This is a genomic window from Marinobacter sp. KM021 (assembly GCF_050707965.1).
Classification (GTDB): Bacteria; Pseudomonadota; Gammaproteobacteria; order Pseudomonadales; family Oleiphilaceae; genus Marinobacter; species Marinobacter shengliensis.
The window spans coordinates 1,523,276-1,549,159 of sequence record NZ_CP136129.1 but is presented as its reverse complement, the minus strand read 5'-3'; the positions used below and the strand labels follow the sequence as shown (position 1 = coordinate 1,549,159).

Sequence of the window (25,884 nt, the reverse complement as noted above, 5' to 3'; positions counted from 1 at the left end):
AGCACATCCATGTGCGCTTCGCTCCGGCCATCCATGGCCTCCGAGATTCCAGGAAAGAAGGCCCCACCTGCCTCGCCAGACTCTGGCGCTGGATTCGTTGGAAATCCAACGCGGGTCAGAATTCGTAACGCAGCCCCGTAGAAAACTGAAACGTATTGGCACTACTGCCAGTGTCTTTGAACAACCGCCCACCCTCAAACACCAGGAAGGTGTTGCTCAACACCTCGAAGTCCACCCCGGCCAGCCAGCTGATGCTGAAACTGCTGTCGGGGTAATCGCCCTCGAGATCCCGGAACTGCGCGTTGTAGCTTTCCTCACGGTTGGGCAGGGTTGCCTCGCCTTTTACGTGGGTAAAACCGGCCTGCGCATACACGTTGGCATAATCGGTAATCGGGTAGTGCAGGCCCATGTACCAGCTGGCGAAGTAATCGACAGCCAGGGTCAGGTCGCCACCGGAAACATCGGCATCGTTGAAGCCGCCACCCAGACGGATCTCGGCGTGAATCAGGTCGTTCAGGTGACCACCGATAACCAGCGTACCGGCTTGGCCCCAGGCATCCTCCTTGGTGCGCTCACCGATAGAGCGGTGCTCCAGAGCGGTCACCAGTAGGCCAACGTAGCGCTTGTCAGAACGAGGAGTATCTTGTGCCTGTGCCGTCAATGGGGCGAGGCTGATGGCCATCAGGCTGGAGCTGAGGAAACGTAGTGCGACCTTGTTCATTATTATCCGGCTTCCTGTCAGTAACGTTGCTGACGCCAGATTCTGCCTTGTGTAACGCTTTGTTACGCAGACGCCGGTCACACTTCCCCGTGTCAGCCGGCCCGGTTACAGGTCAGCCAGAAGACCTTCCTCCTGCGCGAGCATCAGCAGGGCGTAAACGCCATTCTCCGGGAGTTGTGGTTCCAGGCCTTCGTCGAACATCAGTTGCCGACGGCGGTCTTCAAGGGTGTCGCTGTCGATGCCGATAATCAGTTCGGAAACTGGAGCAATCTCGAAAGGGGCATCCTGGCTGACGGCACTGAAAATCAGGTCGATCAGAATTTCATCCGGGTCTATACCATCCACGTATACGGTCTGGTCTGGCAGGTCCTGATGGAGTTCCTGAACCAGTTCGAGCAGTGGCACGCCCTGTTCTTCGAGGTACAGCAGGTCAAAGTCCCCCAGGTCGCCGTCATCTGGCAGCCAGGCTTCCTCCGGGGCAATAACCACGGTTTTCATCTGGCCGTCTGCCAGCGACCAGGCCATGGCGACGGGGAACAGGGCGTCGTCAGTCTGACAGTATTCGATGTCCAGGAATCGGGGTATCGACACAGTGGGCTCCGGCGTTGATCAGTGGGTGCGTATAGGGACTAACCGGCAGCCTGGTAGGAGCTGGGCCGGCTTCATGCCATACTGTAGCAGCCATTATCATGCAATCAGGAAGATCATGGAACACACTGAATTTAATAATGACTTGATTGAATTTCTGAATGCCTCACCAACACCCTGGCATGCAGTCAGTACCATGAAATCCCGGCTTGATGCCGCCGGTTTTCAGCAGCTGGATGAGCGGGAAGAGTGGGCGCTGGAGCAGGGCCGGGGCTATTACGCCATTCGCAATGGCTCCTCCCTTATTGCCTTCCGTACCGGCCAGAATGACGTAGTGACTTCCGGCATCCGGATGGTGGGTGCCCATACCGACAGCCCCTGCCTGAAGGTAAAGCCAAACCCCGAAATCCGCCGCAAGGGCTTTTTCCAGTTGGGTGTGGAAGTATACGGCGGCGTGTTGCTGAACCCGTGGTTTGACCGGGATCTGTCGCTGGCCGGCCGGGTTACGGTTCTGGATGAGGACGGTAAGGTTCGGGACACTCTGGTGGACTTCCGTAAGCCGGTGGCGATTATTCCCAGCCTGGCCATTCACCTGGACCGGGAAGCCAACAGCAATCGGTCGGTGAATGCCCAGACAGACCTGCCTCCGGTGGTTATGCAACTGCCGGAAACCGATACAACGTCATTCGCTGACTTGCTGCGTGAGCAGTTGATCAGTGAATCCGGCCTGAAGATTCGTAAGGTGCTGGGCTATGAGTTGAGTTTCTACGATGCCCAGGGCGCGTCTTTCGTGGGGCTGCGTGAAGAGTTTCTGGCTTCTGCCCGGCTTGATAACCTGTTGAGCTGCTATATCGGTTTGCAGTCGCTGTTGAACACCTCTGGTGATGAAGCCGCGCTGCTGGTGTGCAATGATCACGAAGAAGTCGGCAGCATGTCGGCGGAGGGTGCCCAGGGGCCATTCCTGGGAGCCGTGCTGGAGCGTTGGTGTGGCGCTGGCAAGGGTAGGGCGATTGCCCGCTCCATGATGATCTCTGCGGATAACGCCCATGGCGTGCACCCTAACTTCATGGACAAACACGATGAAAACCACGGCCCGATCCTGAACCAGGGGCCGGTCATCAAGGTTAACCACAACCAGCGCTACGCCACCAACAGTCGGTCGGCCGCTTTGTACCGGCATATCAGTGATGAGCTTGGCCTGCCGCACCAGACCTTTGTCGTGCGCAGTGACATGGGATGCGGCAGCACCATCGGGCCGCTGACCGCCGGTAATATGGGCGTGACCACGCTGGATATCGGTGTGCCGCAGTTTGCCATGCACTCTATTCGGGAAATGATCGGTAGCCAGGATGGCTATACCCTGTATCAGGTCCTGAGGGAATTCATGCAGCGGGAAGAGGTTTTCTGAGGTAGAAATGAAAAAGCCGCTGATGTTGAATCAGCGGCTTTCTCGGAATAAGTGGCTCCCCGACCTGGGCTCGAACCAGGGACAAACGGATTAACAGTCCGTTGCTCTACCAACTGAGCTATCGGGGAACAGCATCAAGTGGCGGGCATATTAAGTTCTTTAATAGTGTTCGTCAACCCCCTGAAAAGAAAGGTCAAAATTTGCACAAGCGCAGTCAATCGGGCTACCGCCCACCGGTCTGGTTACGTAACGGGCACATCCAGTCTGTGTGGCCAACGCTGTTTCGGAACGTGGCTATGCCACAGCCGGAAACCGCTGTTCTGGCCACGCCGGATAACGACGAACTGCACCTGGATTGGTACCGTCAGGGCAGTGACCGCCTGGCCATCGTGTCCCATGGTTTGGAGGGCCACAGCAGGCGCCCCTATGTGCTCGGGCTGGCGCGGGCATTAATGGCGGATGGCTGGGATGTGCTGGCCTGGAACTTCCGATCTTGCGGAGGGGTGATGAACCACCAACCCCGGTTCTACCACAGCGGCGCCACGGAAGACCTGCATACGGTGGTGTCCCACGCGCTGGAAGGCCACTACAGCAACCTGTTCCTGTCTGGCTTCAGTATGGGCGGCAACCTCACCCTGCTTTACCTCGGCCAGCAGGGCGAGCGGGTTGATAGTCGCATCAGCGGTGCCGTTGCCTACTCAGTGCCCGCAGACCTGGCTGGCAGCGCGGATATGCTGGCCCTGCCCAGTCGCAGGATCTACATGCAGCGCTTTCTGAGGGATCTGCACGGCAAAATGCAGGAAAAGGCCCGTCGGTTTCCGGACCTGATTGACGTAACCGGGTTCGACAACATCCGCAACTTTCACGAATTTGATAACCGCTACACCGCACCCCTGCATGGCTTCCGGGATGCCCAGGACTACTGGGCCAGCTGCTCGGCACTGTTTCGGTTGAAGGACATACGGGTACCGGCGTTGATGGTTAATGCGGTAGACGATCCCTTCCTGTCAGCCCGGTGTTTCCCGGAAGGCCGTAAGGTTCTCGGCGCCTACGTTACCGTTGAAGCGCCAAAGTGGGGCGGGCATGTGGGGTTTGTTGAACACGCCCGTGATGGTTATTACTGGTCTGAGCGCAGGGCGCTGGGGTTCCTGTCCAGAATTAATGGCTCTAGTTGAGGCCATAGGTTGTCCAGCAGTACCGGCTGGGCAGCCTCGGTGGGGTGAATGCCGTCTTCCTGCATTAACCCATCCTCGTTGTAAATGCCTTCAAGAAAAAAGGGAACCAGAGGCGTGTCGTAGCGGTCAGACAGCTTCGGGAAGATGTCCGCAAACATGCGGGTGTAACGCTGGCCGTAATTCGGTGGAATCTGCATGCCCACCAGCACCGGGGTGGCACCGATATCCCGTACCTGCTCGATCATGTCAGCCAGGTTGGATTCGATCACATCCGGCGGAAAGCCGCGCAGGCCGTCATTACCGCCAAGCTCGATGATCACAACGTCTGGCTGGTTTTTCTGAAGCAGGTCAGGCAATCGCCGAAGCCCGCCATCGGTGGTCTCGCCGCTGATGCTGGCGTTCACAACGTCCCAGTTCAGGCCTTGTTCATCAAGCCTGTCCCTCAGCAGCTGAACCCAGGCGGTGTCGGACGGCACGCCATAGGCGGCACTGAGGCTGTCGCCGACCACCAGTAGTGTGTTCTGGCTGGCCAGGGCGGAGAGCGACAGCAACATCAGTGCTGAGAGGGCAAATGATCTGACCAACGCCGATACCGTATGCATAGTAAATTCGTATACCCTTTACAGATTCAATAAAACACAGCACCAGACAACGGAGCCACCGTGAACCAGATGACGGACCCCAAGCTAGCCGCCACAAACCCCATGTTACGGGTGACCGACCTTACTCACCGGGTGAGCCTGGAAACTGATACGTTGACGATCTTGCAGGGGGTCAGTCTGGAAATCAATCGGGGAGAGTCCGTAGCCATTGTTGGCCGCTCCGGTTCCGGAAAAACCACTTTGCTCGGATTGCTTGCCGGGCTGGACACCCCGACCGAAGGTAAAGTAGAGCTGGACGGTGCTGTAATCAGCAGCCTGACGGAAGACCAACGCGCCCAGCTCCGGGCGAGCCGGGTTGGCTTCGTGTTCCAGTCATTCCAGCTGTTGCCGGCGCTGAGCGCGCTGGAGAATGTCATGCTGCCCCTCGAACTGGCGGGGATGGAATCGCCGGAGGCGCGGGCCAAAGAGCTGCTGGAGCGTGTAGGGTTGGGTGAGCGCCTGAGCCACACGCCACGGCAATTGTCTGGTGGTGAGCAGCAGCGGGTCGCCATTGCCCGGGCCTTTGCTTCAGACCCGGTGATCCTGTTTGCCGATGAGCCCACCGGCAATCTGGATAACCGCACGGGCCAGGCGGTGTCGGATCTGCTGATGGACCTGAACCGGGAGCAGGGCACTACATTGGTCATGGTCACCCACGATGAACACCTGGCAGCCCGGTGTGGCCGGCAACTTCACATTGAAGCCGGTGTGCTGACAGAGCCGGAAGCGGCCCGGGAGTTGGCTGACTGATGGCGGCTGCAAAAAAACTGATGTCGGTGCGCCGGGACTGGCGCGAACGTGATGTACGGGTTGTGTTGGTGGCCCTGGTGATTGCCGTGGCCACCGTGGCCACCATTGCCCTGTTCGCCAACCAGCTGCAGCGAACCCTGGTGTCTTCGGCCAGCTCCTTTCTGGCCGCGGACCGTCAGCTTGAGGCGGAAAATGGCCGGCCAGTGCCGGCTGAATGGATTGACGAAGCCCGTGATCGGGGCCTGGAGACCGGTCAGCTGATTGAATTCTCCACGATGGTATTCGGTGAAGGTGGGTTCCAGCTGGTGTCGGTCAAGGCCGTGAGCGACGAATACCCCTTGCGTGGCGAGATCGAAATCCAGCCAGGTTCTGATGCCCCGCGCCAAACCGTAGGGGCCGGCCCCGGGCGGGGCGAGATCTGGGTTAACCCCCGGTTGCTGCGATTGTTGGAGCTGGAAATCGGTGAAACGCTCGAGGTGGGCAATCTTGAACTGGAGATCACCAGCCTGCTGATACGGGAGCCGGACGGCGGCTTCCGGCTGTCTTCCCTGGCGCCCCGCGTGATGATTCATGTGGACGACGTGCCCGGCACCGGCGTGATACAGGAAGGCAGCCGTGCTGAATATGTGTATCTGTTTGCCGGGCCTGACAACTTGCTTGACGACTACTATCAATGGCTGGAGCCACGCCTCGAACCGAGCCATGAATGGGAAAGTGTGCGCGATGGCGAAACCTTCTCCCGGTCCCTTGAGCGTGCTGAACGTTTCCTGTTGCTCGGTGGCAGCCTGGCGGTTCTGCTGGCGGCGGTGGCCGTGGCGGTTGCCAGCCGTCAGTACGCCTTGTCTCAGAGAGATACCGTGGCACTTCTTAAAACCCTGGGGCTGTCTAGCCGGGGAATTGGCGGCCTTTACCTGCGCCGGTTGGCGCTGTGGGGTATCGCCGGGGTGATTGGCGGTCTTCTGGTGGCGCTGCCGCTGTTCTGGATTCTGGTTCGCCTGTTGAGTGACGTATTGGAGCAACCGGTCGATTTCCATCTGGCGCCTTCGGCCCTGGTGCCGGCCTTGCTCACGGCCCTGGTTTCCCTGTTCGCGTTTGCCTATCCGCCCATTCGCCGGCTGCGTAATGTGGCTGCCATGCGTGTTTTGCGGGCGCAGCCCGGGGAAAGTGGGCGAGACGCGATCCCCGATATTGCGATTGCCATTCTGGCCGTGTTTGGTCTGGTCTGGTTATACGCGGGCGAGGTTGCTCTGGTGTTTGCCTTGTTGGGCGGCCTGGCTCTCTTATTGGCGGTGTTGGCGCTGGTTGGTGGGTTTATGGTGGCCATCCTGCGCCGTGTACGGGGCGGCGGTAATGCCTGGCGCCTGGCCCTGGTAGGTCTTTACCGGCATCGGCAGGCCAGCATGGCGCAAATGGCGGTGTTTGCCATGACCTTGATGCTGGCGGCCACCCTGATCCTGGTGCGCACCTCGTTGCTCGACGACTGGCAGGCCCAGTTACCGGATAATGCCCCCAATCACTTCCTGATTAACATCGCACCGGATGCGGTGGACGAAGTGGAAGCCTTCTGGGCAGAGCGTGACGCCCCATTGGATACGGTCTATCCCATGGTGCGCGGGCGCTTGACGGAACTGAATGATCAGCCGGTTCTGGAGGCCGTGAGCAAGGATGAACGCATTGGTGCCCTGAACCGTGAACTGAACCTGACCTGGATGGCAGAACTGCCTGAAGATAATGAGATTGTTGCCGGCGAGTGGTTTGCCCCCGGTGACACCATCGGCGTGTCGGTTGAGGCAGAGCTGGCGGAACGCATGGGGCTGGTCATGGGGGATCGCCTGACCTTCACCATTGGTTCGGAAACGGTGACAGAACCGGTCACCAGTATTCGTACTGTGCAATGGGACAGCATGAAGCCCAACTTTTACATGGCCTTCCCGCCCGGCGGTGGCCTGACGGATATGCCCGGTACCTGGATTACCAGTTTCCATCTGGATGAGGGTAACAAGGTGGCGCTCAATGAGTTTTCACGCCGGTTCCCGACCGTCTCGGTTCTGGAGATCGATCATATCATCGAGCGTATCCAGCAGATTGTGCGCCAGGTTACCCAGGCCATTGAAGCCATTCTTGCGCTGATCCTGGCGGCGGCTCTGGTGGTCATGGCGGCGGTGGTCAGTGCCACGCTACGGGATCGTCAACGGGAGGGCGCTTTGCTTCGCACCCTGGGCGGCCAGCAGTCGTTGCTTGCCCGCAGTACCATGCTGGAGTTTGCCCTGCTGGGGTTCGTCGCGGGTATTATGGGTGTGTTGGCGGCAGAGGCGGCGGTCTATGCGCTTCAAGTCAGAATGTTTGAGGGTACTTTCCGCTGGCACTGGCAGGTGATGTTGCCCATTCCTTTCATCAGTGCAGCGCTGCTGGCATTGTTCGGGCGCTGGCAGTTGCGCCCGGTTCTGAGTGTGTCACCCATGCTGCTGTTGCGGCGGCTGGAGTAGTTGGTCAGCGATAGTTAGCGAGAATGGCCTGTAGCTCGCCGTTCTCGCGAATCTTCTGCAGCTCTTCGTTGAAGGCCTGCACGAACTCCGTCCACTCCGGGCGAACCATGATCCGGAAACCATACTGGCTGATGGCAGTCTCGGAGCTGCTGAAATGTTCTGCCATGCCTTCGGTTTTCAGAATCCACTGGCCGACAAGTCGGTCAGCCAGGGCCGTGTCAAACCGTTCGCCGTGCAGCAGAAACCGGAACATATCCCGGTCACGGGAGACGTCAAAACGCCGAATTTGTTCACTTTCGAAGTAGGAATCAAGGGCAGGGTACATGTAGCCCAGGTGAGTAACCACGGTTTTTCCGAACAGGTCGCTCGGGTGGTTGTACTCAAATTCGGCGCCGTTTGCGAAGAAGAACACTTCTTCTACATGGACAACCGGGTTGGTGAACAGAAACTGTTCGGGCTCTTCCGTCCATTCGATGGCACGGGGGGTGCCGTCCAGGAAACCGTCGGCCAGCATCTGGTCGACCCGCTTTCTTGGAATTTTCATGAACTCAAGATTGTAACCGAGGCGCGGCACAATCAGTGCGGCCACGTCCCACATGATGCCGGAGGGCTTCTCGCCATCCACGATCAGGTATGGGGGGTAGCCGTTGGGGGATATGTTGAAACGGAAGGTCCCGGATTGGTCTTCGCCACTGTGTGCTGCCATGGACAGGCACAGGCCCGCCGTCAGAATGGCAAGGCTACGGCGTGAAAAAAGCGATGCTCTGGACAATAGATCTTTCATTCAAAGAAACTCAGGTTGTTGCAGGCCACTGCGGTATAACGATCAAACTTACCCGGCCAACTCCCTGCCAGAACGTTGCTAAATAGTAACGACTTCCTCCTATAAATCAATCATTGTGAATCTGACTTTAGGCTAACCCATCGGGCGATGGGTCAGCCCAGCTAACTCGGATCAGGCCCAGGCGCGCCGCAGCACCGAAAGGGCATCTTCCTTGGTGACTTCCCGCGGGTTGAACATGATGGAGCCGTCGTCCAGCGCCATTTCGGCGATGGCCTCCAGCTGACTCTCCAGCACCTTGCCGGTTTCTTTCAGGGTACGGGGCAGCTCACAGCGTTTATGCAGGGCGTCCCTGAGCTTGCGGATGGCGGAAATGCTGGCCTCGGCACGGCGGGCTGCAGGAGTTGCCGAGAATACTTCCGGGCCTTCCAGGTAGAGCAGCAGTTCACCCAGGGGTTCACGGATGCTTTCAATATTGAATTCAAGCACATACGGCAGGTACAGGCTCATGCACAGGCCATGGGGCAGGTGGCAGATCGCGCCGGTTGCGTGGCCTAGGGAGTGTACAAGCCCAACCATGGAGTTGGAGAAGGCAATGCCGGCCATGGTAGAGGCCTGGGCCAGTTCAAGCCGCCCGTTCTCGTCTTTGGGGTTGTCCATTACCGACAGAAGTGACTGGCTCACCTTTTTGATAGCAGCCGTGGCGTAGGCATCGCTCAGCGGATTCTTGGCCATGCAGGTAAACGCTTCGACCGCGTGAGTCATGGCATCCATGGCGGTTGCGGCGGTGATATGGGGAGGCAGGGTCAGCGTCATCCGTGGGTCGATGATCGCCGCATTCGGCAACAGGAACGATGAGGTGAACGGCAGCTTCACGCCTTTTTTCTCATCGGTAATCACGGCAACGGATGTGACTTCAGAGCCCGTTCCGGCTGTGGTTGGTACCACGAAGAACGGCTTCAGGGGATGCTTCAGAATACCTGCGCCACTGTACCTGGCGATGTCGTCGCCACCTTCGGAGACCAGAATGTTCACGGCTTTGCCGGTATCAATGGCGGAACCGCCGCCCACGGCAATAATGGAATCACACTTTTCCTTGCGGTAAACCGTGGCGATATCGCGAACAACCGTTGTGGAGGAATCCGGGGGTACGTCGTCATAAATAGAGACGATTTCCAGTCCGCTTTCTTCGCAAGCGGCAATCACAGGGTCAAGCAGGCCTGCCGCCCGAACGCCCTTATCGGTAACAATCATTGGACGCTTGGCGGCCAGGCCGGTCAATTCAAACGGAATGTGTTCCAGGGCGGCTTTGCCGGCAATCACTTTTACCGGGCAGAAGAACTCGTAGTATTTGTTGGTCATTATGCTCTCACTGTCTCGACAAAGTTGGTGGCGACTTTCAGGTAAATGCGGGCTCCGCTGATCAGTTTTTCAGGCAGATGCAGGTTGGCCGGGTATTCCTTGACCGCTCGCTGCGCGACCAGTTTCGGTAGGATGAACGACTCCAGGCGGTTAAGCACCCGGGTCATACGCACGGCGTAACTGACATCACCATCTACCAGCATGCGGTCGTTGGCAAAGGCCACCGAGGTCTTTTCCTGGAATGACAGTACCAGGAACGCATGAGCCATATGCTTGAACTGAATGGAAAGGTCCACCGGCCGGGGAGCACTGTCGCCGTGGAAATGCAGTTTGCCATCTCCGGTGTGCTCAACGATCAGCTTGGGGCCATTGGGCATCACCTGCATTTCAAACAGAAATCCTTCGGGCAGGGCGCGAGTTTCGTTTCGGGTTTGTTCGTCTACTTCGCTGATTGCCTGCAGGGCCCGGCCCATTACCTGGAACATCAGTTCCACATAGGACCGTCTTGCGTGGGAAATCATCGGTTGAAGTCGCTTTACGAGCATGATCGCCATCCGATTGTTGTTTGTTTGACTGATTTTTAGAGTTATTGCTCTAAATGTCAATGCAATCTGTGACGGCTTTTTTGCGTCAACGTGGCAAATGGCTCGGCCATAAAAAAACCGGGAGCTTTTAGCCCCCGGTTTTTGTCCCCGCCAGGTGTATGCTATTGGGACAGATCGGCTAGTTTTCTTTTTGCTTCCTCACCCACATCGCCACCGGCTTCGGCGGCTTTCGAGTAATGCCCGATGGCGTCATTCCGACGGTTCTGACGGCTGGCAATATCGCCAAGCCGCAGATAGGCAACTGAAGTGGGCACCACCTGATTGGCCCGTTCAAGGTGCCCACGGGCTTTGTCCAGATTATTCATGGCTAGTGAGTTCAGGCCGTTGTATAGCTGGTACTGGAACATCTCCGGGTACAGCGACACCGCCTTGTCGAAATCCGCCTGGGCTTTCTCTGTTTGCTTCTGTTCTTTGTAGATCCGCCCCCTGAGGGCGAAGAACATGGCCTCGCGCGGTTCCAGCTCTATCGCCTTGTTGATGGCATCAAGGGCGGCTTTCATATCACCTTTGGATGCCAGTTCCATGGCCTTATCGTGGGCATCGTAGGCGGGCTGGAGTTCTTTCAGCTTGGCAATGCGCCGTTGGTAAATGTCGCGGCCCCGGAAGCCACCGGTTCCCAGCTCTGAGGCCAGGGCCTGGTTCTCCCGAACCCGCCTGGCTGAAGGCGGGTGGGTGGCGAACATGCCGTCCAGCCAGCTGCTCTGCCGGCCCTGGGATAATTCCAGAAACAGCTCTTGCAGCTCAACCGCTGCCTGAGGGTCGTAACCGGCGGCTTTCATGTAACGAATGCCGTAGTGGTCGGATTCCAGCTCATCACCCTGGCTGTACTGTGCGAGAGCCAGCTGGGCGCCCACGGCCGCGCCGCCCATAATCAGCCCGGCCCATTCGTTATCCGACAGCGCAAAACCGAGGCCGGCTACGCCAGCGCTGATCAGCATGCCCTGTTGCATGCGTTGCACGCTGTGCCGCGCAGCAGCGTGGACAATCTCATGCCCCATCACCGCGGCTAACTGGGCCTCATCCTCAAACTTGACCAGCAGGCCCCGGTTGATGGCGATCTTGCCCCCAGGCAAAGCCCAGGCATTGGGTACGCTGCTATTGAGTACCACAAACTCGTACGGCAAATCGGGGCGATCACTAACCCGAGCCAGCTTCATGCCGACCTCGCGAACATAGACTGTCAATTCCGGGTCCAGATAAAACTGCCCACCCTGGGTTTGCTGGGTTGGGGTGTAGTGCTCGGCCCCGAGCGCCAATTCCTGGCTTTCAGCGATCAAAGACAGCTGCTTTTTGCCGGTGACCGGGTTTACGGCACAGCCCGCAATGGCAAGAAACATCACCGAGAGTAACGTCAGTCTCAGAATTTGTCCGGGGTTCACATCCGACTCCTTTGGGCGACCGGTTCCGTGGACGCGCAATTGTTGATTTGGGTGTTTCATTATATAGCACAGTACGACCGGTGTTTTAGTGTCAGACCACCCGGGTTGTGGCCGGTTCATGCACCTTCGCGTATCATTGTCACGCAACCTCTCTGCCATATACGTTACAACGGATCGACAACCACGCATGGGCTATTACCTGGAACTCATCGCATTGTTCTGGTTTCTGGTGTGCTGGGTAGGCTACACCTGGTATTCCCGAAATCGGGCAAGTACTCGCGCCTGCCTCTCGAACACGCTGGATATGTACCGTGAAGACTGGATGCGGGTAATGCTCAAGCGGGAGAACCGGATATCGGACGCTTCCGTGGTCGGTAACCTCGAACGCAATGGCGCCTTCTTCGCATCCAGCTGCCTGCTGATACTGGCCGGTATCATCACTGCACTCGGCTATACCCGTGAGGCCATGGAAGTGTTCGCCACCATGCCCTTCAGCGCCGTACCCAGCCGGGAAATCTGGGAGCTGCGGTTGGTGGTGTTGCTGGTGGTGTTCGTGTATGCCTTCTTCAAGTTCACCTGGTCTATGCGCATGTACAACTTTGTGGCGGTGATGATAGGCAGCGCGCCCCTACCGGACGACACCAAAACCAGCCCCGCCGCCCGGGAGGCCTTTGCCCGCAGTGCCGGCAACATCTGCAACCTGGCAGGGGACGCGTTTAACCTCGGGTTGCGGTCCTATTACTACGCGCTTGCGGTAGTGGCGTGGTTTATCCATCCACTTGTGTTCATTGCTGCTTCTACCTTGGTGGTCATCGTACTTTACCGCCGAGAATTCCAGTCTGATGCGTTGACTGCCTTGCGGGCCGGTAAAGTGTTCGAAGAACCGGTACCCGTCAAACAGGCGGCAGAAACCACCTCGAAAAGCTGATTTTCAGGATTTTCCTTAATGAATGATGAAACCCGAATCAACCGGGTTAACCGGTTTGTGAACACCCTCAACCAGGCCCGTCAACTGGGCCTGAGTGCAAAGGAAGCTGGCGAGGGTTATCTGGTCATGGAACTGCCGTACAGCGACAGGATCATTGGTAACCCGGATACCGGCGTTATCCACGGTGGTGCCATTACCACATTAATGGATACCGCCTCCGGCTCCGTGATGATCTGTGCCCTGGAAGACTTCGAACTTTGCCCAACCCTGGATTTGCGGGTGGACTACATGCGCCCGGCCGAACCCCAAAAACCTGTCTACGCCCGGGCTGAAACCTACAAGATCACCAAGAACATCATCTTCACCCGCTGCGAGGCCTATCAGGAAGGCGGTGAAACCATTGCCAACTGTGTTGGCACGTTCATGAGAATCGGCAAAGAAGCCACCCCGAAATCCTACCGAGACCTGATCACCGGAGGCGAGGAATGACCGACCCGGAAATCCTCAAATACACCCAGCAAACCGGCGACTTCTCCCGCATGCTGGAGAGCATTCCCTACGCCACCTGGATTGGTTTGCAATGCGACCGCTTTGGAGACGACCTGATTTTCCGGTTGCCAAAGAAAGAAGAGAACCTGGGCAATCCGATTTTGCCGGCGATTCACGGTGGGGTGATTGGTGGCTTCATGGAAATGTCGGCAGCGATCTACCTGATCATGTCTCAAGACACCTTGCGGATGCCGAGAATTGTCGACTTTTCCCTGGACTACCTGCGCGCGGGCCTTAACCGGGAAACCTATGCCGAATGCCGCCTGACCCGCCAGGGCAACCGGGTTGCCAATGTGATGATCTCGGCCTGGCAGAAGTCCCGTTCCCAACCCATTGCCACGGCCCGGGCCCACTTCCTCCTCGAAGACTGAATTGGTTCTGACTGGGGTTGAAATGCCCCGGTCGACCCCCCATCTCTGGTTCAAGATCTGGCCTCGGTGCAGGCAAGCGTGTGGGGGTGCCCTTCCGAAACACGCTGTGAATACGTCCGTGTACGCTCGGCTCCGCCATCCATGGCTCCGCACGGTTTCGGAAGGGCACCCCCACACGCTAGCCCAGACTCCGTGCAAAGCCGGCCTAACTGAGTAGTCTGGTGGTGTGGTCAGGTAGTCCTTTCCAAAACTGTGCGGAGCCATGGATGGCGGAGCCCAAGCGCCACATGGATGTGCCGCAAGGAGCGTGTTTTGGAAAGGACTACCTGACCACGCCGCTCCCCCGAACTTTAAGACCCGAGCAGGAGAAAAACACAGCCATGACGGTAGAAACAAACAAAGAGACCCTGGGATTCCAGACCGAAGTGAAGCAACTGCTTCACCTGATGATCCACTCTCTGTACTCGAACAAGGAAATCTTCCTTCGTGAGCTTATCTCTAACGCCTCAGACGCCGAAGACAAACTCCGCTTCGCCGCCCTGAAAGACGACAAACTCTACGAAGGCGACTCCGACCTCAAAATCCGCCTTGATTACGACAAAGACGCCGGCACCATTACCCTGGCCGACAACGGCATCGGCATGACCCGTGACGACGTTATCTCCAACCTCGGCACCATCGCCCGTTCTGGCACCGCCGAATTCCTCAAGCAACTGTCTGGTGATGAGAAAAAAGACAGCAAGCTGATTGGCCAGTTTGGTGTGGGCTTTTACTCCGCCTTTATTGTTGCCGACAAAGTCGACGTATTCACCCGCCGTGCCGGCGCACCGGCAGAAGAAGGTGTGCACTGGGAATCCAAGGGCGATGGCGAGTTCACCATCGAGCCGGTGACCCGTGAGCAGCGTGGAACCGAGATTGTTCTGCACCTGAAATCCGACGCCAAGGAATTCGCCGATGGCTGGAAACTGCGCAGCCTGGTCAAGAAGTACTCCGACCACATCTCCTTCCCAGTCGTAATGAAGGCCGAGTCAGAGGAAGAAGACAAGAAGGGCGAAGAGGAAACCGTCAACGACGCCACCGCCCTGTGGACCTTGCCCCGTAACGAGATCAAGGACGAAGAGTACAAAGAATTCTACAAGCACATCGGCCACGATTTCGAAGACCCGCTGACCTGGTCCCACAACAAAGTGGAAGGCAAGCTGGACTACACCAGCCTGCTGTATATCCCCAAGCGCGCGCCGTTTGATCTGTACAACCGGGAGGCACCCCGTGGCCTGAAGCTGTACGTTCAGCGCGTGTTCATCATGGACGATGCCGAGCAGTTCCTGCCGCTGTACCTGCGCTTCACCAAGGGTGTGATCGATTCCAACGATCTGTCCCTGAACGTGTCCCGGGAGATTCTGCAGAACGACAGCACGGTAGAAAGCATTCGCACTGCCTTGACCAAGCGGGTACTGGATATGCTGTCCAAGCTGGCCAAGAAAGACGGCGACGAATACCAGGGCTTCTGGGACGAGTTTGGCACCGTTCTGAAAGAGGGCCCGGCAGAAGACTTCAGCAACCGCGAGAAAATTGCCGGCCTGTTGCGTTTTGCCTCCACCCATACCGGCGAGTCTACCCAGAACGTTTCCCTGGATGACTACATCGCCCGGATGAAGGAAGGCCAGAGCAAGATCTATTACATCACCGCTGACAACTTCATGGCGGCCAAGAGCAGCCCGCACCTGGAAGTGTTCCGCAAGAAGGGCATCGAGGTTCTGATCCTGTCTGACCGTATTGACGAGTGGATGATGGGTTACCTCAACGAGTACGACAGCAAGCAGTTCCAGGACGTAGCTCGTGGTGATCTGGATCTCGGTGAAGTGGAAACCGAGGAAGACAAGAAGCACCAGGAAGAAGCCGCCAAGGAGCACAAGGATCTGATCGAGCGCATCCAGAAAGCGCTGGAAGACCGCGTGCAGGAGGTTCGGGTAACCAACCGTTTGACGGACTCACCCGCCTGCCTGGTAACCGGCCAGTTCGATATGGGCGCCCAGATGAAGAAGATCATGGAAGCTGCTGGCCAGAAAGTGCCCGACAGCAAGCCGATCTTTGAAATCAACGTGGACCATCCTCTGGTGCAGCGCCTGGAGCAGGAAGCCAAAGATGAGCGCTTCGGCGAGTTGTCTGCAGTGTTGTTCGACCAGGCCACCCTGGCCAGTGGCGAGCAACTGAAAGATCCCGGCGCCTATGTCAGCCGCCTGAACCGTCTGCTGCTGGAGCTGGCTAACTGAGCCGGCCCTGACCATGCAGCAGATTATTGTGGACATCAGCATCAGCCCTGATGAGTGGATCAAGCTCTATCAGGGCGTTGCCACCGATGTTCGCACCACGGCCCGGGACGGACGCTCTGTCCGTTTCCCGGCCCGTATCCTTTCCAGATTCTTCCTCAAGGACGGCATTCAGGGCAGTTTTCGTATCCTGTTTGACGATCAGGGCAAGTTTGCCTCTATCGAGCGTTTGTAACGCCCCCCTTCAAGACTGGCCTTCCTGTGCCTTTAACGATAAAGAAAAACTTTCAAAAGCTTATTTTTAATTAATTGTCTGTTGGTCGCTCCCCCGCGTTAAGGTGAAGGTGTTCTCGCAATCAAGGAGTTGCGCCATGTCAGTGTCAATTGAATTTGCACCGGTAGCATGGAAGGACTTGCTCGGGATTCTGGTGGACTACTATCAGGATTACGCAATCGCCCAGTGATCGTTCTGTCGCTTTGCCCGGGCTGCGGGAAGTCCATAGGGATTCACTATACAGGCGGTAGTAAACATTCAAGCAGCGGCCTGTGAATGATCTATATTTAGTGATGCCCTTGATCGTGAAATGTTTTTTTGCCAATGACGCAGAAACAGGAGAATACGATGTCTGAGAATAATAGTGGTGGTAAGTGCCCGGTCATGCACGGGTCCAATACGCAGGAGCAGGGCAATGTGGCGGCCTGGTGGCCGGAGAACCTGAATCTGGACATCCTGCACCAGCACGACAGCAAGACTAACCCGATGGGCGAAGACTTCGACTACCGCGAAGAAGTCAAAAAACTCGATTACGAAGCGCTCGAAAAGGACATGCACGAGCTGATGACCAACAGCCAGGATTGGTGGCCGGCAGATTGGGGTCACTATGGCGGTCTGATGATCCGTATGGCGTGGCACGCGGCAGGCACCTACCGGCTGGCCGACGGCCGTGGTGGCGGTGGCACCGGCAACCAGCGTTTTGCTCCTCTGAACTCCTGGCCCGATAACGGCAACCTCGATAAGGCCCGCCGCCTGCTGTGGCCGATCAAGAAAAAGTATGGCAACAAGGTAAGCTGGGCCGACCTGTTTATCCTTGCCGGTAACATTGCCTATGAGTCCATGGGCTTCAAAACCTTTGGCTTCTCCTACGGCCGTCAGGACATTTGGCACCCCGAGAAAGACATCTACTGGGGCGCAGAGAAAGAGTGGCTGGCGCCCTCTGACAGTCGCTACGAGAGCGTAGACAAGCCAAACACCATGGAAAACCCGCTGGCCGCGGTTCAAATGGGCTTGATTTACGTGAACCCGGAGGGGGTAAACGGCAATCCCGATCCTCTCAAGACCGGTGAGCAGGTTCGCGAAACCTTCGCCCGTATGGCCATGAACGACGAAGAAACCGCTGCACTGACCGCCGGTGGCCACACCGTGGGTAAAGCGCACGGTAACGGCGATGCGGACGCGCTTGGGCCGGAACCGGAAGCAGCAGATGTAGAGAATCAGGGCTTCGGCTGGATCAACCCCAACATGCAGGGCAAGGCCACCAATGCCATCACTTCCGGCATCGAGGGCGCCTGGACCACCAACCCGACCAAATTCGACATGGGTTATTTCGACCTGCTGTTCGGTTACGACTGGCAGTTGACCAAGAGCCCGGCTGGCGCAAACCAGTGGGAGCCGGTCGACATCAAAGAAGAGCATATGCCGGTTGACCCGACCGACATGAAGACCCGCGTCAAGCCGATGATGACCGACGCCGACATGGCCATGAAAATGGACCCGAAGTACCGCGCCATCTGTGAGAAGTTTATGGCAGATCCGGAGTACTTCAAAGACTGCTTCGCCCGTGCCTGGTTTAAGCTGACACACCGGGATATGGGGCCGAAGTCCCGTTACATCGGCCCGGACGTTCCCGCTGAAGACCTGATCTGGCAGGACCCGGTTCCCCAGGGCGAGACTAACTACATTGAGGAAGTGGTCAAAGAGAAAATCGCTGACGCTGGCCTGAGCCTGAACGAGCTGATCACCACCGCCTGGGATAGCGCACGCACCTTCCGTGGCTCGGACATGCGTGGTGGCGCCAACGGTGCCCGCATCCGCCTGGCCCCTCAGAAAGACTGGGAAGGCAACGAGCCGCAGCGCCTGGCCAAGGTATTGAAGGTTTATGAGAAAATCTCAGCCGACACCGGCGCGAGCATCGCTGATGTCATCGTGCTGGGCGGTAACCTGGGTATCGAGATGGCCGCCAAGGCCGCTGGCCATGACGTGCACGTGCCGTTCCTGAAAGGCCGTGGCGATGCCACCGACGCAATGACCGATGCGGCATCGTTCGAGCCGCTGGAGCCGCTGTCTGATGGCTTCCGTAACTGGCAGAAGAAAGACTACGTGGTCAAACCGGAAGAGATGCTTCTGGACCGTGCCCAGCTGATGGGCCTGACTGCGCCGGAGATGACGGTTCTGCTGGGCGGTATGCGGGTGCTGGGTACCAACTACGGTGGCACCAAGCACGGCGTGTTCACAGATCGCGTTGGTCAGCTGACCAACGACTTCTTCGTGAACCTGACCGACATGGCTAACCGTTGGGAGCCGACAGGCAAGAACTCCTACAACATCGTGGATCGCAAGAGCGGCAATACCAAGTTTACGGCGACTCGTGTTGACCTGGTGTTCGGTTCCAACTCGATCCTGCGTGCCTACGCAGAGCTGTACGCCCAGGACGACAACGAAGCCAAGTTCGTGAAAGACTTCGTAGCCGCCTGGACCAAGGTAATGAACGCAGACCGCTTCGACGTTAAGAAGTAAGCTGCAGTAACCAGCCGGGCATCCTGTTTCGGGATGCCCGGCTACCTATTTGCCCCCGAATTCCTTACAATCCGCTCCGCCTGATTTTTGATCAGCCGTCTTTGATCTTTTCTTCTCAGTATCTGGAGCTTTCATGCGAATCATCCTTGCCCCGATGGAAGGGCTGGTCGACGCACCCATCCGCGAAACCCTGACCAAAGTGGGCGGGATCGACCGGTGCGTAACCGAATTCATTCGCGTGACCCACGGCATGCTGCCGCCCCGGATTTTCTACAAGTACGCCCCGGAACTTTACAACAACGCGCTGACCGAAGTGGGCACACCCGTGGCCGTGCAGTTGCTGGGTTCAAACGCCGAAATGATGGGCCGCCACGGTGCCAAGGCCGCTGAACTGGGAGCAGGGCAGGTGGATATCAATTTTGGCTGCCCCGCCAAAACCGTCAACAAGCACAAAGGTGGTTGCGTGCTGATGCGGGAGCCAGAGTTGATGTATGACATCACCGAGGCCGTGCGCAAAGCAGTACCTGCCAATATTCCGGTAACCGCCAAGATGCGCCTGGGCTACGACGACCGCTCCATGGGTGTGGCCTGTGGCCAGGCACTGGAAGCCGCCGGGGCATCGGAGATCGTGATCCACGCCCGCAGTAAAGTGGATGGCTACAAACCGCCCGCCTACTGGGAAGAGATTGCCAAAGTGCGCGAAGCGGTCCAAAGCCACGTCATCGCCAACGGCGAAATCTGGACAGTGGAAGACTACTGGCGCTGCCGCAAAGTCTCTGGCTGCGATGATGTGATGATTGGCCGTGGCCTGATTTCCCGGCCAGACCTGGCGGCACAGATCAAAGCCTCACAGCAGGGTGACTCTATCGAACCCATGGCCTGGCCGGAAGCGGTTGCCCTTGTGCGTGAATATGCGGCAGCCCTGCAAACCCGCCTGGAAGACAAATACGTGACCGGTCGCATCAAACAGTGGCTTAACTACCTGCGCCAGGGCTTTGCCGAAGCCGAGGCGCTTTGGCCCCAGGCTCGGAAGCTCCGGGACGTGGCGCCCATGCTGGCTTGCCTGGGCCAGCCGGTAGACTTACCCACCCAGCGCACCAACGCTGCCTGACTCTCCCCCCGTGCTTTCCCCCTCGACTACACTGGTACGAATCGGTGTAGTTGTCGTAAATCTTTTCGGTTTTGAAAAACGAGAGGGATGGCACGATGAAAACAAAGAAACGCCACTTGCCCCTTGGCCTGGTAATGGCGGCAGGGTTGGCTTTGACCGCTTCAGCCCAGGCCGACGACGCTGTGGTCAAAGTTACCCCGTTGGGCAGCCACGATGGTGAATTCTGCAGCCGCGACCGCGCACTGATCTTTGAAGACCCGAACGGCACCCGCATTCTGTACGATGCCGGCCGCACCGTCGCCGGCCCGGACGACCAACGCCTGGGTAATATCGACGTTATCCTGGTGTCCCACATGCACGGGGACCACGTGGGCGACCAGCGAATCGACAAAACCAATCAAGGGAGCTGTGGCAACCCGGAGACCTCGGTTTCCAGCTTGCCCCAGTCCAATACCGTTGATATCGCCTTGAAAAAGAATTCAACCATCGTCACTGGCAGTGAGATGCCCGCGTTCTTTGCCGCCAAGCTGAAAGAGGGCGGCGGTGATCCCGGTAAGTCACTTCTGGTTCGTTTTGGCGGGAGTCGGGATGTGGGTGGCGTCTCCATTACCACGGTTCCGGCCGTGCACAGCAACGGTGTTTCGCCGTCGTTTCTGACCGGCCCGCTGGCGGATTACCTGGCCGCTGCCGGGGTCAGTGCCAGTGTTGGGCCACCAACTGGCTATGTGCTGACATTCTCTAACGGGCTCGTCGTATACCTGTCTGGCGACACCGGCATTACTGCAGAGCAGAAGCTTGTGGTGAAGGAGCACTACGGCGCGCAACTGGTGGTTATAAACATTGGTGATACCTTCACCACCGGGCCCACGGAAGCGGCCTATGTGATCAACGACCTGATCAGCCCGGCTGCGGTGATCGCCTCGCACGCCAATGAAGCCGCTACCGAGAACGGCAAGGTGGTAGCCGGCACGCGCACGGCCCGGTTCACCGAACTGGTGTCTGCGGCCGTCCACGTGCCCCTTAGTGGCCGGACCATGGCATTCAATGGTGCGGCCGGTTGCATCAGCGGCTGTAATTGAGGCGCTTTAGTCAGAGCTCTCCAGCTCTGGAGAGTAACTGCCGGAACGGGCCAGGCCATTAAGCCTGGCTCTTTTTTTCATGGCCGCCTGGGCTTTGTCTGCATTGTCCAGTTTGCCGGCCCAGGCTTTCTGGGCTGGTTCCTGTAGGGCCCGGCCGTAGGAAAAGCTAAGCTCCCAGGGGTGATAACCCATGCTGTTCAAGGCGTTCAGGTTTTCGGTGGATTCCTCCGGGGTTTGGCCACCGGATAGGAAGAATATGCCCGGTACAGCCGCCGGCACCACCCTCCGGAACACGCTCAGGGTCGCTTCGGCAACCTGTTCCGGGCTGGCTTTGCCCGTTTCTTTGCCCGGTGTCACCATACTGGGTTTCAGCACCATCGTTTCCAGGTCCACCCGGTGGCGGTGCAGTGCCTTGAACACTTCCAGCAACACATCTTCACTGACTTCTGCCGCGCGTTCGATGCTGTGGTTGCCATCGATCAGAACCTCCGGTTCCACAATGGGCACTATGCCCATGGACTGGCATACGGCGGCGTAGCGGGCCAGCACCTCGGCATTGGATTTGATCGCCTGGAACGAGGGTAGGGTGTCGGAGATATGGAACACATCCCGCCACTTGGCAAAGCGCGCGCCCATGGATTTGTAGTGCTCGAGGCGCGTGCCAAGGCCATCCAGCCCGTAGGTGATTTCATCGCCCGGGGCGTTTACCAGCGGGCCTTTGCCCTGGTCCACCTTGATGCCAGGAACAATGCCCTGGCTGGCCAGCAGCTTGGGGATGGCCACATCGTCCAGGCTCAGTTGCTCCAGCGTTTCTTCGTACAGAATAACGCCGCTTACGTGCGCTCCAAGCCTTGGTGTGGAAAAGATGATGCTGCGGTATTCGCGCCGGGTGGCTTCCGTGGATTCAACGCCCACCGCCTTGAACCGCTTGGCAATGGTTGGGGCGCTCTCATCTGCCGCGAGAATACCTTTGCCCGGCTGGACCAGGTCGGCAATGGTGGCTAACAGCTCCTGTTTAACGCTCATGGCTCCTCCTTGGTTGCTGATTCTGCAGTGGTCGAGATGTATTCAGTGTAGTCTCAAAAAGCCCGGCTGTTATTTGATCTGGGCTAAGGCGGGAACGCATCGCAGCTTCTAGACTTAAGGCATAACAAGATCATACTGGAGCCCGCCATGAAAACCGTCGTCAGCGTCAGCCAGGGATCGTCTGAGTACGACTATGAGCTGGAAACCGAATTTCTGGGTCATACGTTTCGCGTGGTGCGAGTGGGCACCGATGGCAATCTTGATCGCGCCGAGGCTGTTCTCGATTCGATTCGCGCACAGGCTGATGCCATTGGCCTGAGCATGATTCACGACCACTACCAGGTGGGCCGTGAGCAGCTTGAACACCCGGATACCGCCAGGCTGGAAGCCTGCGTGCCAGACAAACCGATCACCACCGGGGCGGGATTGCGGGGCATCCTCCAGGAATGGGCGGTTCGCCATACCCAGACGGAGCTGGGCCACTTTTTCGATAACGCCCGGGTGTTGTTCCTCAATGGCCAGGCCGGATTCCGCATTGCCAGGGCCTTGTCTGAGCATACCGACAACCTGTTCTTCGCCGATCCATACCTGGACTTTGGCGTGCCCCGGCTACTCAATTCGCTGAACCAGCTCGAAGCCTATACCAAGCTCACGGCCCCGGTGATGTTCAGCCCCAACGCCGTCAGGGTTATAGAACGATTGCACCGAAGCCCCCTGTACCGCATGGGGGAGAAGCTGATCAGCGGCTCGTTGCATGAGGCGGTAAAAGACTGCCATGTGATCGTTGGCGCCATGGGTGATCTTGAAGTGTTTTCCGAGAAGGAACTGGATGGCAAAACTGTGATTACCTCCAGAGTCACCGCATCCGCCCTGGACTGGTTCCGCTCCCGGCGCGTGGCCATGGTGGTGGATTACAGCCCCTGGCTGGCAGGTCGCCCCGTGGGGGTCAACGTGATGGAGGCGATGATCAGCGCGGCTCTGTCTCGCACACCGGAGCAACTGGGTGCGGACGATTTCCTGGACGTGATTGAACAGTTGGGCGTAGAGCCCCGCATCCTGTACCCGAACGGCTACCGTCGGATCAACCGCTTTGCCTTTGTGATTCACCCGTTGTCTCAGCACTACCTGACCAAAACCCCGCCCCTGGATTGGGTAGCGAGCGTGTCGCCACCGGCGGTGATGAACCTTGTGGAAAAGGCCATTGCCTACACTCCTCCGTTTGTTTACTCCAAGGTTTCGGGCATCCAGTCGCCCACCGGCGATGAGGTGGAAGGCTGGCTGATCACCGTAGGCGGCACACCCAGGGAAATCATGGCCCACGACCCGGAATTCACCTACAGCCGATTGCTGGCGGCGGCGAATCTGGCGAAGAAACTGGGCGCCCAGATCATGGGGCTGGGGGCGTTCACCAAGGTAGTGGGCGATGCGGGGATCACCGTGGCAAAGCGGGCACCGCTGCCCATCACCACTGGCAACAGCTACAGCGCCTCGGGCGCACTTTGGGCGGCCCACGATGCGGCGAAGAGGATTGGCCGTGTCAGCATTGGCAAGAGCGGGAAGATGGCCGGCAAAGCCATGGTTGTCGGCGCCACTGGCGCTATCGGCTCTGTCTGCGCCCGGTTGTTGGCCAAGGCCGTGGATGAAATCTACCTGGTGGCACCGGAAGCGGCCAAGTTGTTATCCCTTAAAGAAAGCATTGAACAGGAAACCCCCGGCGCCATCGTACATGTGGCCGCCACCACCAACCGTGACCTGGGTGATATGGACATGGTGGTCACTGCCACCTCCGGCGCCGGTAAACGTATTCTGGACATCATGCAGGTGAAACCCGGTTGCGTGATCACAGACGTGGCCAGGCCCCTGGATATACCGGCGGAAGACGTGGCCAAGCGGCCCGATGTGCTGGTGATTGAATCTGGAGAGATCAAACTGCCTGGCATCGTGAAAATGAAAGACATCGGCCTGCCCAAGGGCATTGCCTATGCCTGCCTGGCAGAAACCATCGTGCTGGCGCTCGAGGCAAGGTTCGAGAATTTCACCCTGGGCCGGAACATTGAATGGGAAAAGGTGCGGGAAATATACAAACTGGGCCTGAAACACGGCATGGAGCTGGCGGCTGTATCCGGCGTTAACGGGGTGTTTACCGAGGAAGATTTCGAGAGAGTGCGCACCTTGGCCGCCCACGCCACCGAACCGGCCTGAACCAGGCAAAGGCCTGAAGTGTGCGGGTAACGGAGGATTTTGGCCCACAAACACCTGCCGCCCACTCCCGGAGCAGCGTAGCCTGTTGACTACGCAATAACCAAATGGCTTCGGGAGAGTTCTGCCATGAACGCGCCAGTGTCACAGATCAAGAAAACCAGCAATGCAGCTTACCGGACCGCAACGCCCCCTGGATTTCTACCGGAAGTGCGCAGCCCGGATTTCGAGTTTCCGGAAGACCTGCCAAGGTACTGGTGGGACAACGACCCGGCAAAAACCCTTTTGCTGGCGGCGTTGTCTGCCAGCTTCCCGCCGGGAGAGAGATTCTTCATTGATACCGTTCGCCACTACCAGAACCAGATTACCGACCCTGAACTGAAAAAAGCGATTCGCGCGTTCATCGGCCAGGAAGCTCACCACTCGAAAGAGCATAAAATGATGAACGGCTTCCTCGAAGAGCGGGGGGTTAACCTCAGCCGGTTGGAGCGGGAAGTGCAGTGGTTTATGAACTGGATGCGTAAGCGCTTCACACCGGAGAGACAGCTGGCCCACACCGTGGCAGTGGAGCATTTTACCGCCCTGATGGCCGAAGAATTCCTGCTGAAATACGATGCCCTGGATGAGATGGACCCTCGCATCGCACCGGTCTGGGCCTGGCACGCCATTGAGGAATCCGAACATAAGGCCGTGGCATTTGATGTCTATAAAAGCGTGGGCGGCAGTGAGTTCATTCGCGTAACGGAAATGATGTTTGTCAGCGTGATGTTTCCGTTGTTCAGCAGCATTCACCTGATCCAACTGATGAAAGCCGATGGCCAGCTGGGCAACCTGAAATCCTGGGCCAAGGGCCTGAACTACATGTGGGGCAAACCGGGGGTCTTCCGCAAACTGATTCCGTCCTACCTGAAGTATTACAGCCCGACCTTCCACCCCTGGGACAACGATGCCCGGGATCTGGTGGATAAGGCCAAGAAGCGTTGGTTGCCGGCCTCACTTCAAGGCTGAACAGCACCATTTGCATTCGTTGAGGGGGCAGCCGCAATGGCTGCCCGTCTGATTATGCCGTCAGGTCCTTGCGCATGTTGTAGCGCAGGAACTGTGCCCCGCGAACCGTCACCCGTTGTTCATCCACCACCTCAAAACCGTGGCGTTCAAAGAAGGGCTTGGCCACTACGCTGGCTTCGGTTTTCAACTCTTTTGCGCCTTTGGCAATCAGTTGCTGTTCCGCCTCATGATACAGCGTGGAGGCAATGCCACGGCGGGCATAGTTTGGGGCGGTAAACACCAGATCAATGGTGCCGTCGTCATCGTAGGAGATAAACCCGGCCAGGTCCTGGCCTTCTTCCGCCACCAGGGTTTCCAGTGACTCCAGCCTTTGCCGCCAGGTATCCAGGTGCGGCGTACGGGAGGCCCAGGCAAACCGCTGGGTTTCGTCATAGGCGCCGGCCGTGAGTTCATGCACGGAATCGGTAAACAGGCGAACCACCGGGCTCAGATCCTGAATACGGTACTTGCGAATAGTGATCGACGTGATTGTGCTCATGATGACTCAGTGTGTACCTGTGTTGGAGCGCGGGTTAATAATCCATAAACCCGCTACTCCAGTCAGCATACCGACAACCGCAGGAAAATCCAGCCTTTGAATTGCCTTAGTCAAG

At 57.9% G+C, this 25,884-nt stretch carries 23 protein-coding genes and 1 tRNA gene; 14 read left to right on the top strand and 10 right to left on the bottom strand.

Going from position 1 to position 25,884, the window contains the following annotated elements; genetic code table 11:
• Nucleotides 1-115: 115 nt before the first annotated feature.
• A complete protein-coding gene (locus RVM24_RS07290; protein ID WP_431475180.1) occupies nt 116-721 on the bottom strand; it encodes an outer membrane beta-barrel protein in 606 nt (201 codons plus the stop codon).
• 105 nt (nt 722-826) lie between these two features.
• Complete coding sequence (locus RVM24_RS07285) at nt 827-1,312, bottom strand: hypothetical protein (protein WP_286922095.1); 486 nt, start codon at nt 1,310-1,312, stop codon at nt 827-829.
• A gap of 115 nt (nt 1,313-1,427) precedes the next feature.
• Here RVM24_RS07285 and RVM24_RS07280 point away from each other — a divergent pair, with 115 nt between their 5' ends.
• Nucleotides 1,428-2,717 carry a M18 family aminopeptidase gene (locus RVM24_RS07280; protein ID WP_230715031.1) on the top strand — a complete coding sequence of 430 codons (1,290 nt, stop codon included), beginning with the start codon at nt 1,428-1,430 and terminating at the stop codon, nt 2,715-2,717.
• A 52-nt stretch (nt 2,718-2,769) separates the two neighbouring features.
• Here the strand turns inward: RVM24_RS07280 and RVM24_RS07275 are convergent.
• Nucleotides 2,770-2,845, bottom strand: a tRNA-Asn gene (locus tag RVM24_RS07275).
• 168 nt (nt 2,846-3,013) lie between these two features.
• Between RVM24_RS07275 and RVM24_RS07270 the strand changes: the two genes are divergently transcribed.
• Nucleotides 3,014-3,892 carry a YheT family hydrolase gene (locus tag RVM24_RS07270; RefSeq protein WP_230715033.1) on the top strand — a complete coding sequence of 293 codons (879 nt, stop codon included), beginning with the start codon at nt 3,014-3,016 and terminating at the stop codon, nt 3,890-3,892.
• Here the strand turns inward: RVM24_RS07270 and RVM24_RS07265 are convergent.
• Nucleotides 3,835-4,494 carry an arylesterase gene (locus tag RVM24_RS07265; RefSeq protein WP_230715035.1) on the bottom strand — a complete coding sequence of 220 codons (660 nt, stop codon included), beginning with the start codon at nt 4,492-4,494 and terminating at the stop codon, nt 3,835-3,837. The two genes, RVM24_RS07270 and RVM24_RS07265, sit on opposite strands and share 58 nt — an antisense overlap.
• A 69-nt stretch (nt 4,495-4,563) precedes the next feature.
• Here RVM24_RS07265 and RVM24_RS07260 point away from each other — a divergent pair, with 69 nt between their 5' ends.
• Together RVM24_RS07260 and RVM24_RS07255 are read left to right on the top strand one after the other, a co-directional pair.
• On the top strand, nt 4,564-5,283 hold the full coding sequence (locus RVM24_RS07260; RefSeq protein ID WP_058090592.1) for an ABC transporter ATP-binding protein: 720 nt from the start codon (nt 4,564-4,566) through the stop codon (nt 5,281-5,283).
• Complete coding sequence (locus tag RVM24_RS07255) at nt 5,283-7,769, top strand: ABC transporter permease (protein ID WP_230715037.1); 2,487 nt, start codon at nt 5,283-5,285, stop codon at nt 7,767-7,769. Before RVM24_RS07260 ends, RVM24_RS07255 begins: the two co-directional genes overlap by 1 nt.
• Before the next feature lie 4 nt (nt 7,770-7,773).
• Here the strand turns inward: RVM24_RS07255 and RVM24_RS07250 are convergent, their stop codons facing one another.
• From RVM24_RS07250 to RVM24_RS07235, 4 genes are all read right to left on the bottom strand, one after another.
• Nucleotides 7,774-8,553, bottom strand: a complete 780-nt coding sequence (locus RVM24_RS07250) for a substrate-binding periplasmic protein (protein WP_230715039.1) — start codon at nt 8,551-8,553, stop codon at nt 7,774-7,776.
• Between the two features lie 171 nt (nt 8,554-8,724).
• Nucleotides 8,725-9,912 carry an iron-containing alcohol dehydrogenase gene (locus tag RVM24_RS07245; protein WP_061332764.1) on the bottom strand — a complete coding sequence of 396 codons (1,188 nt, stop codon included), beginning with the start codon at nt 9,910-9,912 and terminating at the stop codon, nt 8,725-8,727.
• Nucleotides 9,912-10,457, bottom strand: coding sequence for a hypothetical protein (locus RVM24_RS07240; protein ID WP_058090560.1), 546 nt, complete (start codon nt 10,455-10,457; stop codon nt 9,912-9,914). The genes RVM24_RS07245 and RVM24_RS07240 overlap by 1 nt, the downstream gene beginning before the upstream one ends.
• A gap of 161 nt (nt 10,458-10,618) precedes the next feature.
• Nucleotides 10,619-11,854 carry a M48 family metalloprotease gene (locus tag RVM24_RS07235; protein ID WP_431475395.1) on the bottom strand — a complete coding sequence of 412 codons (1,236 nt, stop codon included), beginning with the start codon at nt 11,852-11,854 and terminating at the stop codon, nt 10,619-10,621.
• A 229-nt stretch (nt 11,855-12,083) separates the two neighbouring features.
• Between RVM24_RS07235 and RVM24_RS07230 the strand changes: the two genes are divergently transcribed.
• The 8 genes from RVM24_RS07230 to RVM24_RS07195 all read left to right on the top strand — a co-directional run bounded on the left by RVM24_RS07230 (nt 12,084) and on the right by RVM24_RS07195 (nt 20,998).
• Nucleotides 12,084-12,824, top strand: coding sequence for a DUF599 domain-containing protein (locus tag RVM24_RS07230; protein WP_431475179.1), 741 nt, complete (start codon nt 12,084-12,086; stop codon nt 12,822-12,824).
• Nucleotides 12,825-12,842: 18 nt separating this feature from the next.
• Nucleotides 12,843-13,313: a PaaI family thioesterase gene (locus RVM24_RS07225; protein ID WP_431475178.1), complete on the top strand. Its 471-nt coding sequence runs from the start codon at nt 12,843-12,845 to the stop codon at nt 13,311-13,313.
• Entirely contained in the window at nt 13,310-13,744 is a 435-nt protein-coding gene (locus RVM24_RS07220) for a PaaI family thioesterase (RefSeq protein WP_058090563.1), read from the top strand. The genes RVM24_RS07225 and RVM24_RS07220 overlap by 4 nt, the downstream gene beginning before the upstream one ends.
• 380 nt (nt 13,745-14,124) lie before the next feature.
• Complete coding sequence (gene htpG / locus RVM24_RS07215; protein ID WP_061332770.1) at nt 14,125-16,017, top strand: molecular chaperone HtpG; 1,893 nt, start codon at nt 14,125-14,127, stop codon at nt 16,015-16,017.
• 13 nt (nt 16,018-16,030) lie between these two features.
• Nucleotides 16,031-16,249 (top strand): DUF2835 domain-containing protein, encoded by a 219-nt coding sequence (locus RVM24_RS07210; protein WP_061332772.1) that lies wholly within the window; start codon nt 16,031-16,033, stop codon nt 16,247-16,249.
• A gap of 387 nt (nt 16,250-16,636) precedes the next feature.
• Nucleotides 16,637-18,808: a catalase/peroxidase HPI gene (gene katG / locus RVM24_RS07205; RefSeq protein ID WP_072677118.1), complete on the top strand. Its 2,172-nt coding sequence runs from the start codon at nt 16,637-16,639 to the stop codon at nt 18,806-18,808.
• Nucleotides 18,809-18,941: 133 nt separating this feature from the next.
• Nucleotides 18,942-19,919 carry a tRNA dihydrouridine synthase gene (locus RVM24_RS07200; protein ID WP_431475177.1) on the top strand — a complete coding sequence of 326 codons (978 nt, stop codon included), beginning with the start codon at nt 18,942-18,944 and terminating at the stop codon, nt 19,917-19,919.
• Nucleotides 19,920-20,014: 95 nt separating this feature from the next.
• Nucleotides 20,015-20,998 carry an MBL fold metallo-hydrolase gene (locus RVM24_RS07195; protein ID WP_431475176.1) on the top strand — a complete coding sequence of 328 codons (984 nt, stop codon included), beginning with the start codon at nt 20,015-20,017 and terminating at the stop codon, nt 20,996-20,998.
• 6 nt (nt 20,999-21,004) lie between these two features.
• Here the strand turns inward: RVM24_RS07195 and RVM24_RS07190 are convergent, their stop codons facing one another.
• The gene (locus RVM24_RS07190; RefSeq protein WP_058090567.1) at nt 21,005-22,024 is read right to left on the bottom strand and encodes a class I fructose-bisphosphate aldolase; all 1,020 of its coding nucleotides are present in this window, start codon (nt 22,022-22,024) and stop codon (nt 21,005-21,007) included.
• Nucleotides 22,025-22,171: 147 nt separating this feature from the next.
• On the opposite strand from RVM24_RS07190, the gene RVM24_RS07185 reads away from it, so the two are divergent.
• On the top strand, nt 22,172-24,226 hold the full coding sequence (locus RVM24_RS07185) for a dehydrogenase (protein ID WP_431475175.1): 2,055 nt from the start codon (nt 22,172-22,174) through the stop codon (nt 24,224-24,226).
• A gap of 126 nt (nt 24,227-24,352) precedes the next feature.
• Nucleotides 24,353-25,231, top strand: a complete 879-nt coding sequence (locus RVM24_RS07180) for a metal-dependent hydrolase (protein ID WP_431475174.1) — start codon at nt 24,353-24,355, stop codon at nt 25,229-25,231.
• 52 nt (nt 25,232-25,283) lie between these two features.
• On the opposite strand, the gene RVM24_RS07175 is transcribed toward RVM24_RS07180, so the two are convergent.
• The gene (locus RVM24_RS07175; RefSeq protein ID WP_058090570.1) at nt 25,284-25,769 is read right to left on the bottom strand and encodes a GNAT family N-acetyltransferase; all 486 of its coding nucleotides are present in this window, start codon (nt 25,767-25,769) and stop codon (nt 25,284-25,286) included.
• Between the last annotated feature and the right edge of the window lie 115 nt (nt 25,770-25,884).

Coding starts and splice junctions, on each gene's coding strand:
- RVM24_RS07290 (WP_431475180.1), bottom strand. CDS start 721: ATGAACAAGGTCGCACTACGTTTCCTCAGCTCCAGCCTGATGGCCATC.
- RVM24_RS07280 (WP_230715031.1), top strand. CDS start 1,428: ATGGAACACACTGAATTTAATAATGACTTGATTGAATTTCTGAATGCC.
- RVM24_RS07270 (WP_230715033.1), top strand. CDS start 3,014: ATGCCACAGCCGGAAACCGCTGTTCTGGCCACGCCGGATAACGACGAA.
- RVM24_RS07265 (WP_230715035.1), bottom strand. CDS start 4,494: ATGCATACGGTATCGGCGTTGGTCAGATCATTTGCCCTCTCAGCACTG.
- RVM24_RS07260 (WP_058090592.1), top strand. CDS start 4,564: ATGACGGACCCCAAGCTAGCCGCCACAAACCCCATGTTACGGGTGACC.
- RVM24_RS07255 (WP_230715037.1), top strand. CDS start 5,283: ATGGCGGCTGCAAAAAAACTGATGTCGGTGCGCCGGGACTGGCGCGAA.
- RVM24_RS07250 (WP_230715039.1), bottom strand. CDS start 8,553: ATGAAAGATCTATTGTCCAGAGCATCGCTTTTTTCACGCCGTAGCCTT.
- RVM24_RS07245 (WP_061332764.1), bottom strand. CDS start 9,912: ATGACCAACAAATACTACGAGTTCTTCTGCCCGGTAAAAGTGATTGCC.
- RVM24_RS07240 (WP_058090560.1), bottom strand. CDS start 10,457: ATGCTCGTAAAGCGACTTCAACCGATGATTTCCCACGCAAGACGGTCC.
- RVM24_RS07235 (WP_431475395.1), bottom strand. CDS start 11,854: ATGTTTCTTGCCATTGCGGGCTGTGCCGTAAACCCGGTCACCGGCAAA.
- RVM24_RS07230 (WP_431475179.1), top strand. CDS start 12,084: ATGGGCTATTACCTGGAACTCATCGCATTGTTCTGGTTTCTGGTGTGC.
- RVM24_RS07225 (WP_431475178.1), top strand. CDS start 12,843: ATGAATGATGAAACCCGAATCAACCGGGTTAACCGGTTTGTGAACACC.
- RVM24_RS07220 (WP_058090563.1), top strand. CDS start 13,310: ATGACCGACCCGGAAATCCTCAAATACACCCAGCAAACCGGCGACTTC.
- htpG (WP_061332770.1), top strand. CDS start 14,125: ATGACGGTAGAAACAAACAAAGAGACCCTGGGATTCCAGACCGAAGTG.
- RVM24_RS07210 (WP_061332772.1), top strand. CDS start 16,031: ATGCAGCAGATTATTGTGGACATCAGCATCAGCCCTGATGAGTGGATC.
- katG (WP_072677118.1), top strand. CDS start 16,637: ATGTCTGAGAATAATAGTGGTGGTAAGTGCCCGGTCATGCACGGGTCC.
- RVM24_RS07200 (WP_431475177.1), top strand. CDS start 18,942: ATGCGAATCATCCTTGCCCCGATGGAAGGGCTGGTCGACGCACCCATC.
- RVM24_RS07195 (WP_431475176.1), top strand. CDS start 20,015: ATGAAAACAAAGAAACGCCACTTGCCCCTTGGCCTGGTAATGGCGGCA.
- RVM24_RS07190 (WP_058090567.1), bottom strand. CDS start 22,024: ATGAGCGTTAAACAGGAGCTGTTAGCCACCATTGCCGACCTGGTCCAG.
- RVM24_RS07185 (WP_431475175.1), top strand. CDS start 22,172: ATGAAAACCGTCGTCAGCGTCAGCCAGGGATCGTCTGAGTACGACTAT.
- RVM24_RS07180 (WP_431475174.1), top strand. CDS start 24,353: ATGAACGCGCCAGTGTCACAGATCAAGAAAACCAGCAATGCAGCTTAC.
- RVM24_RS07175 (WP_058090570.1), bottom strand. CDS start 25,769: ATGAGCACAATCACGTCGATCACTATTCGCAAGTACCGTATTCAGGAT.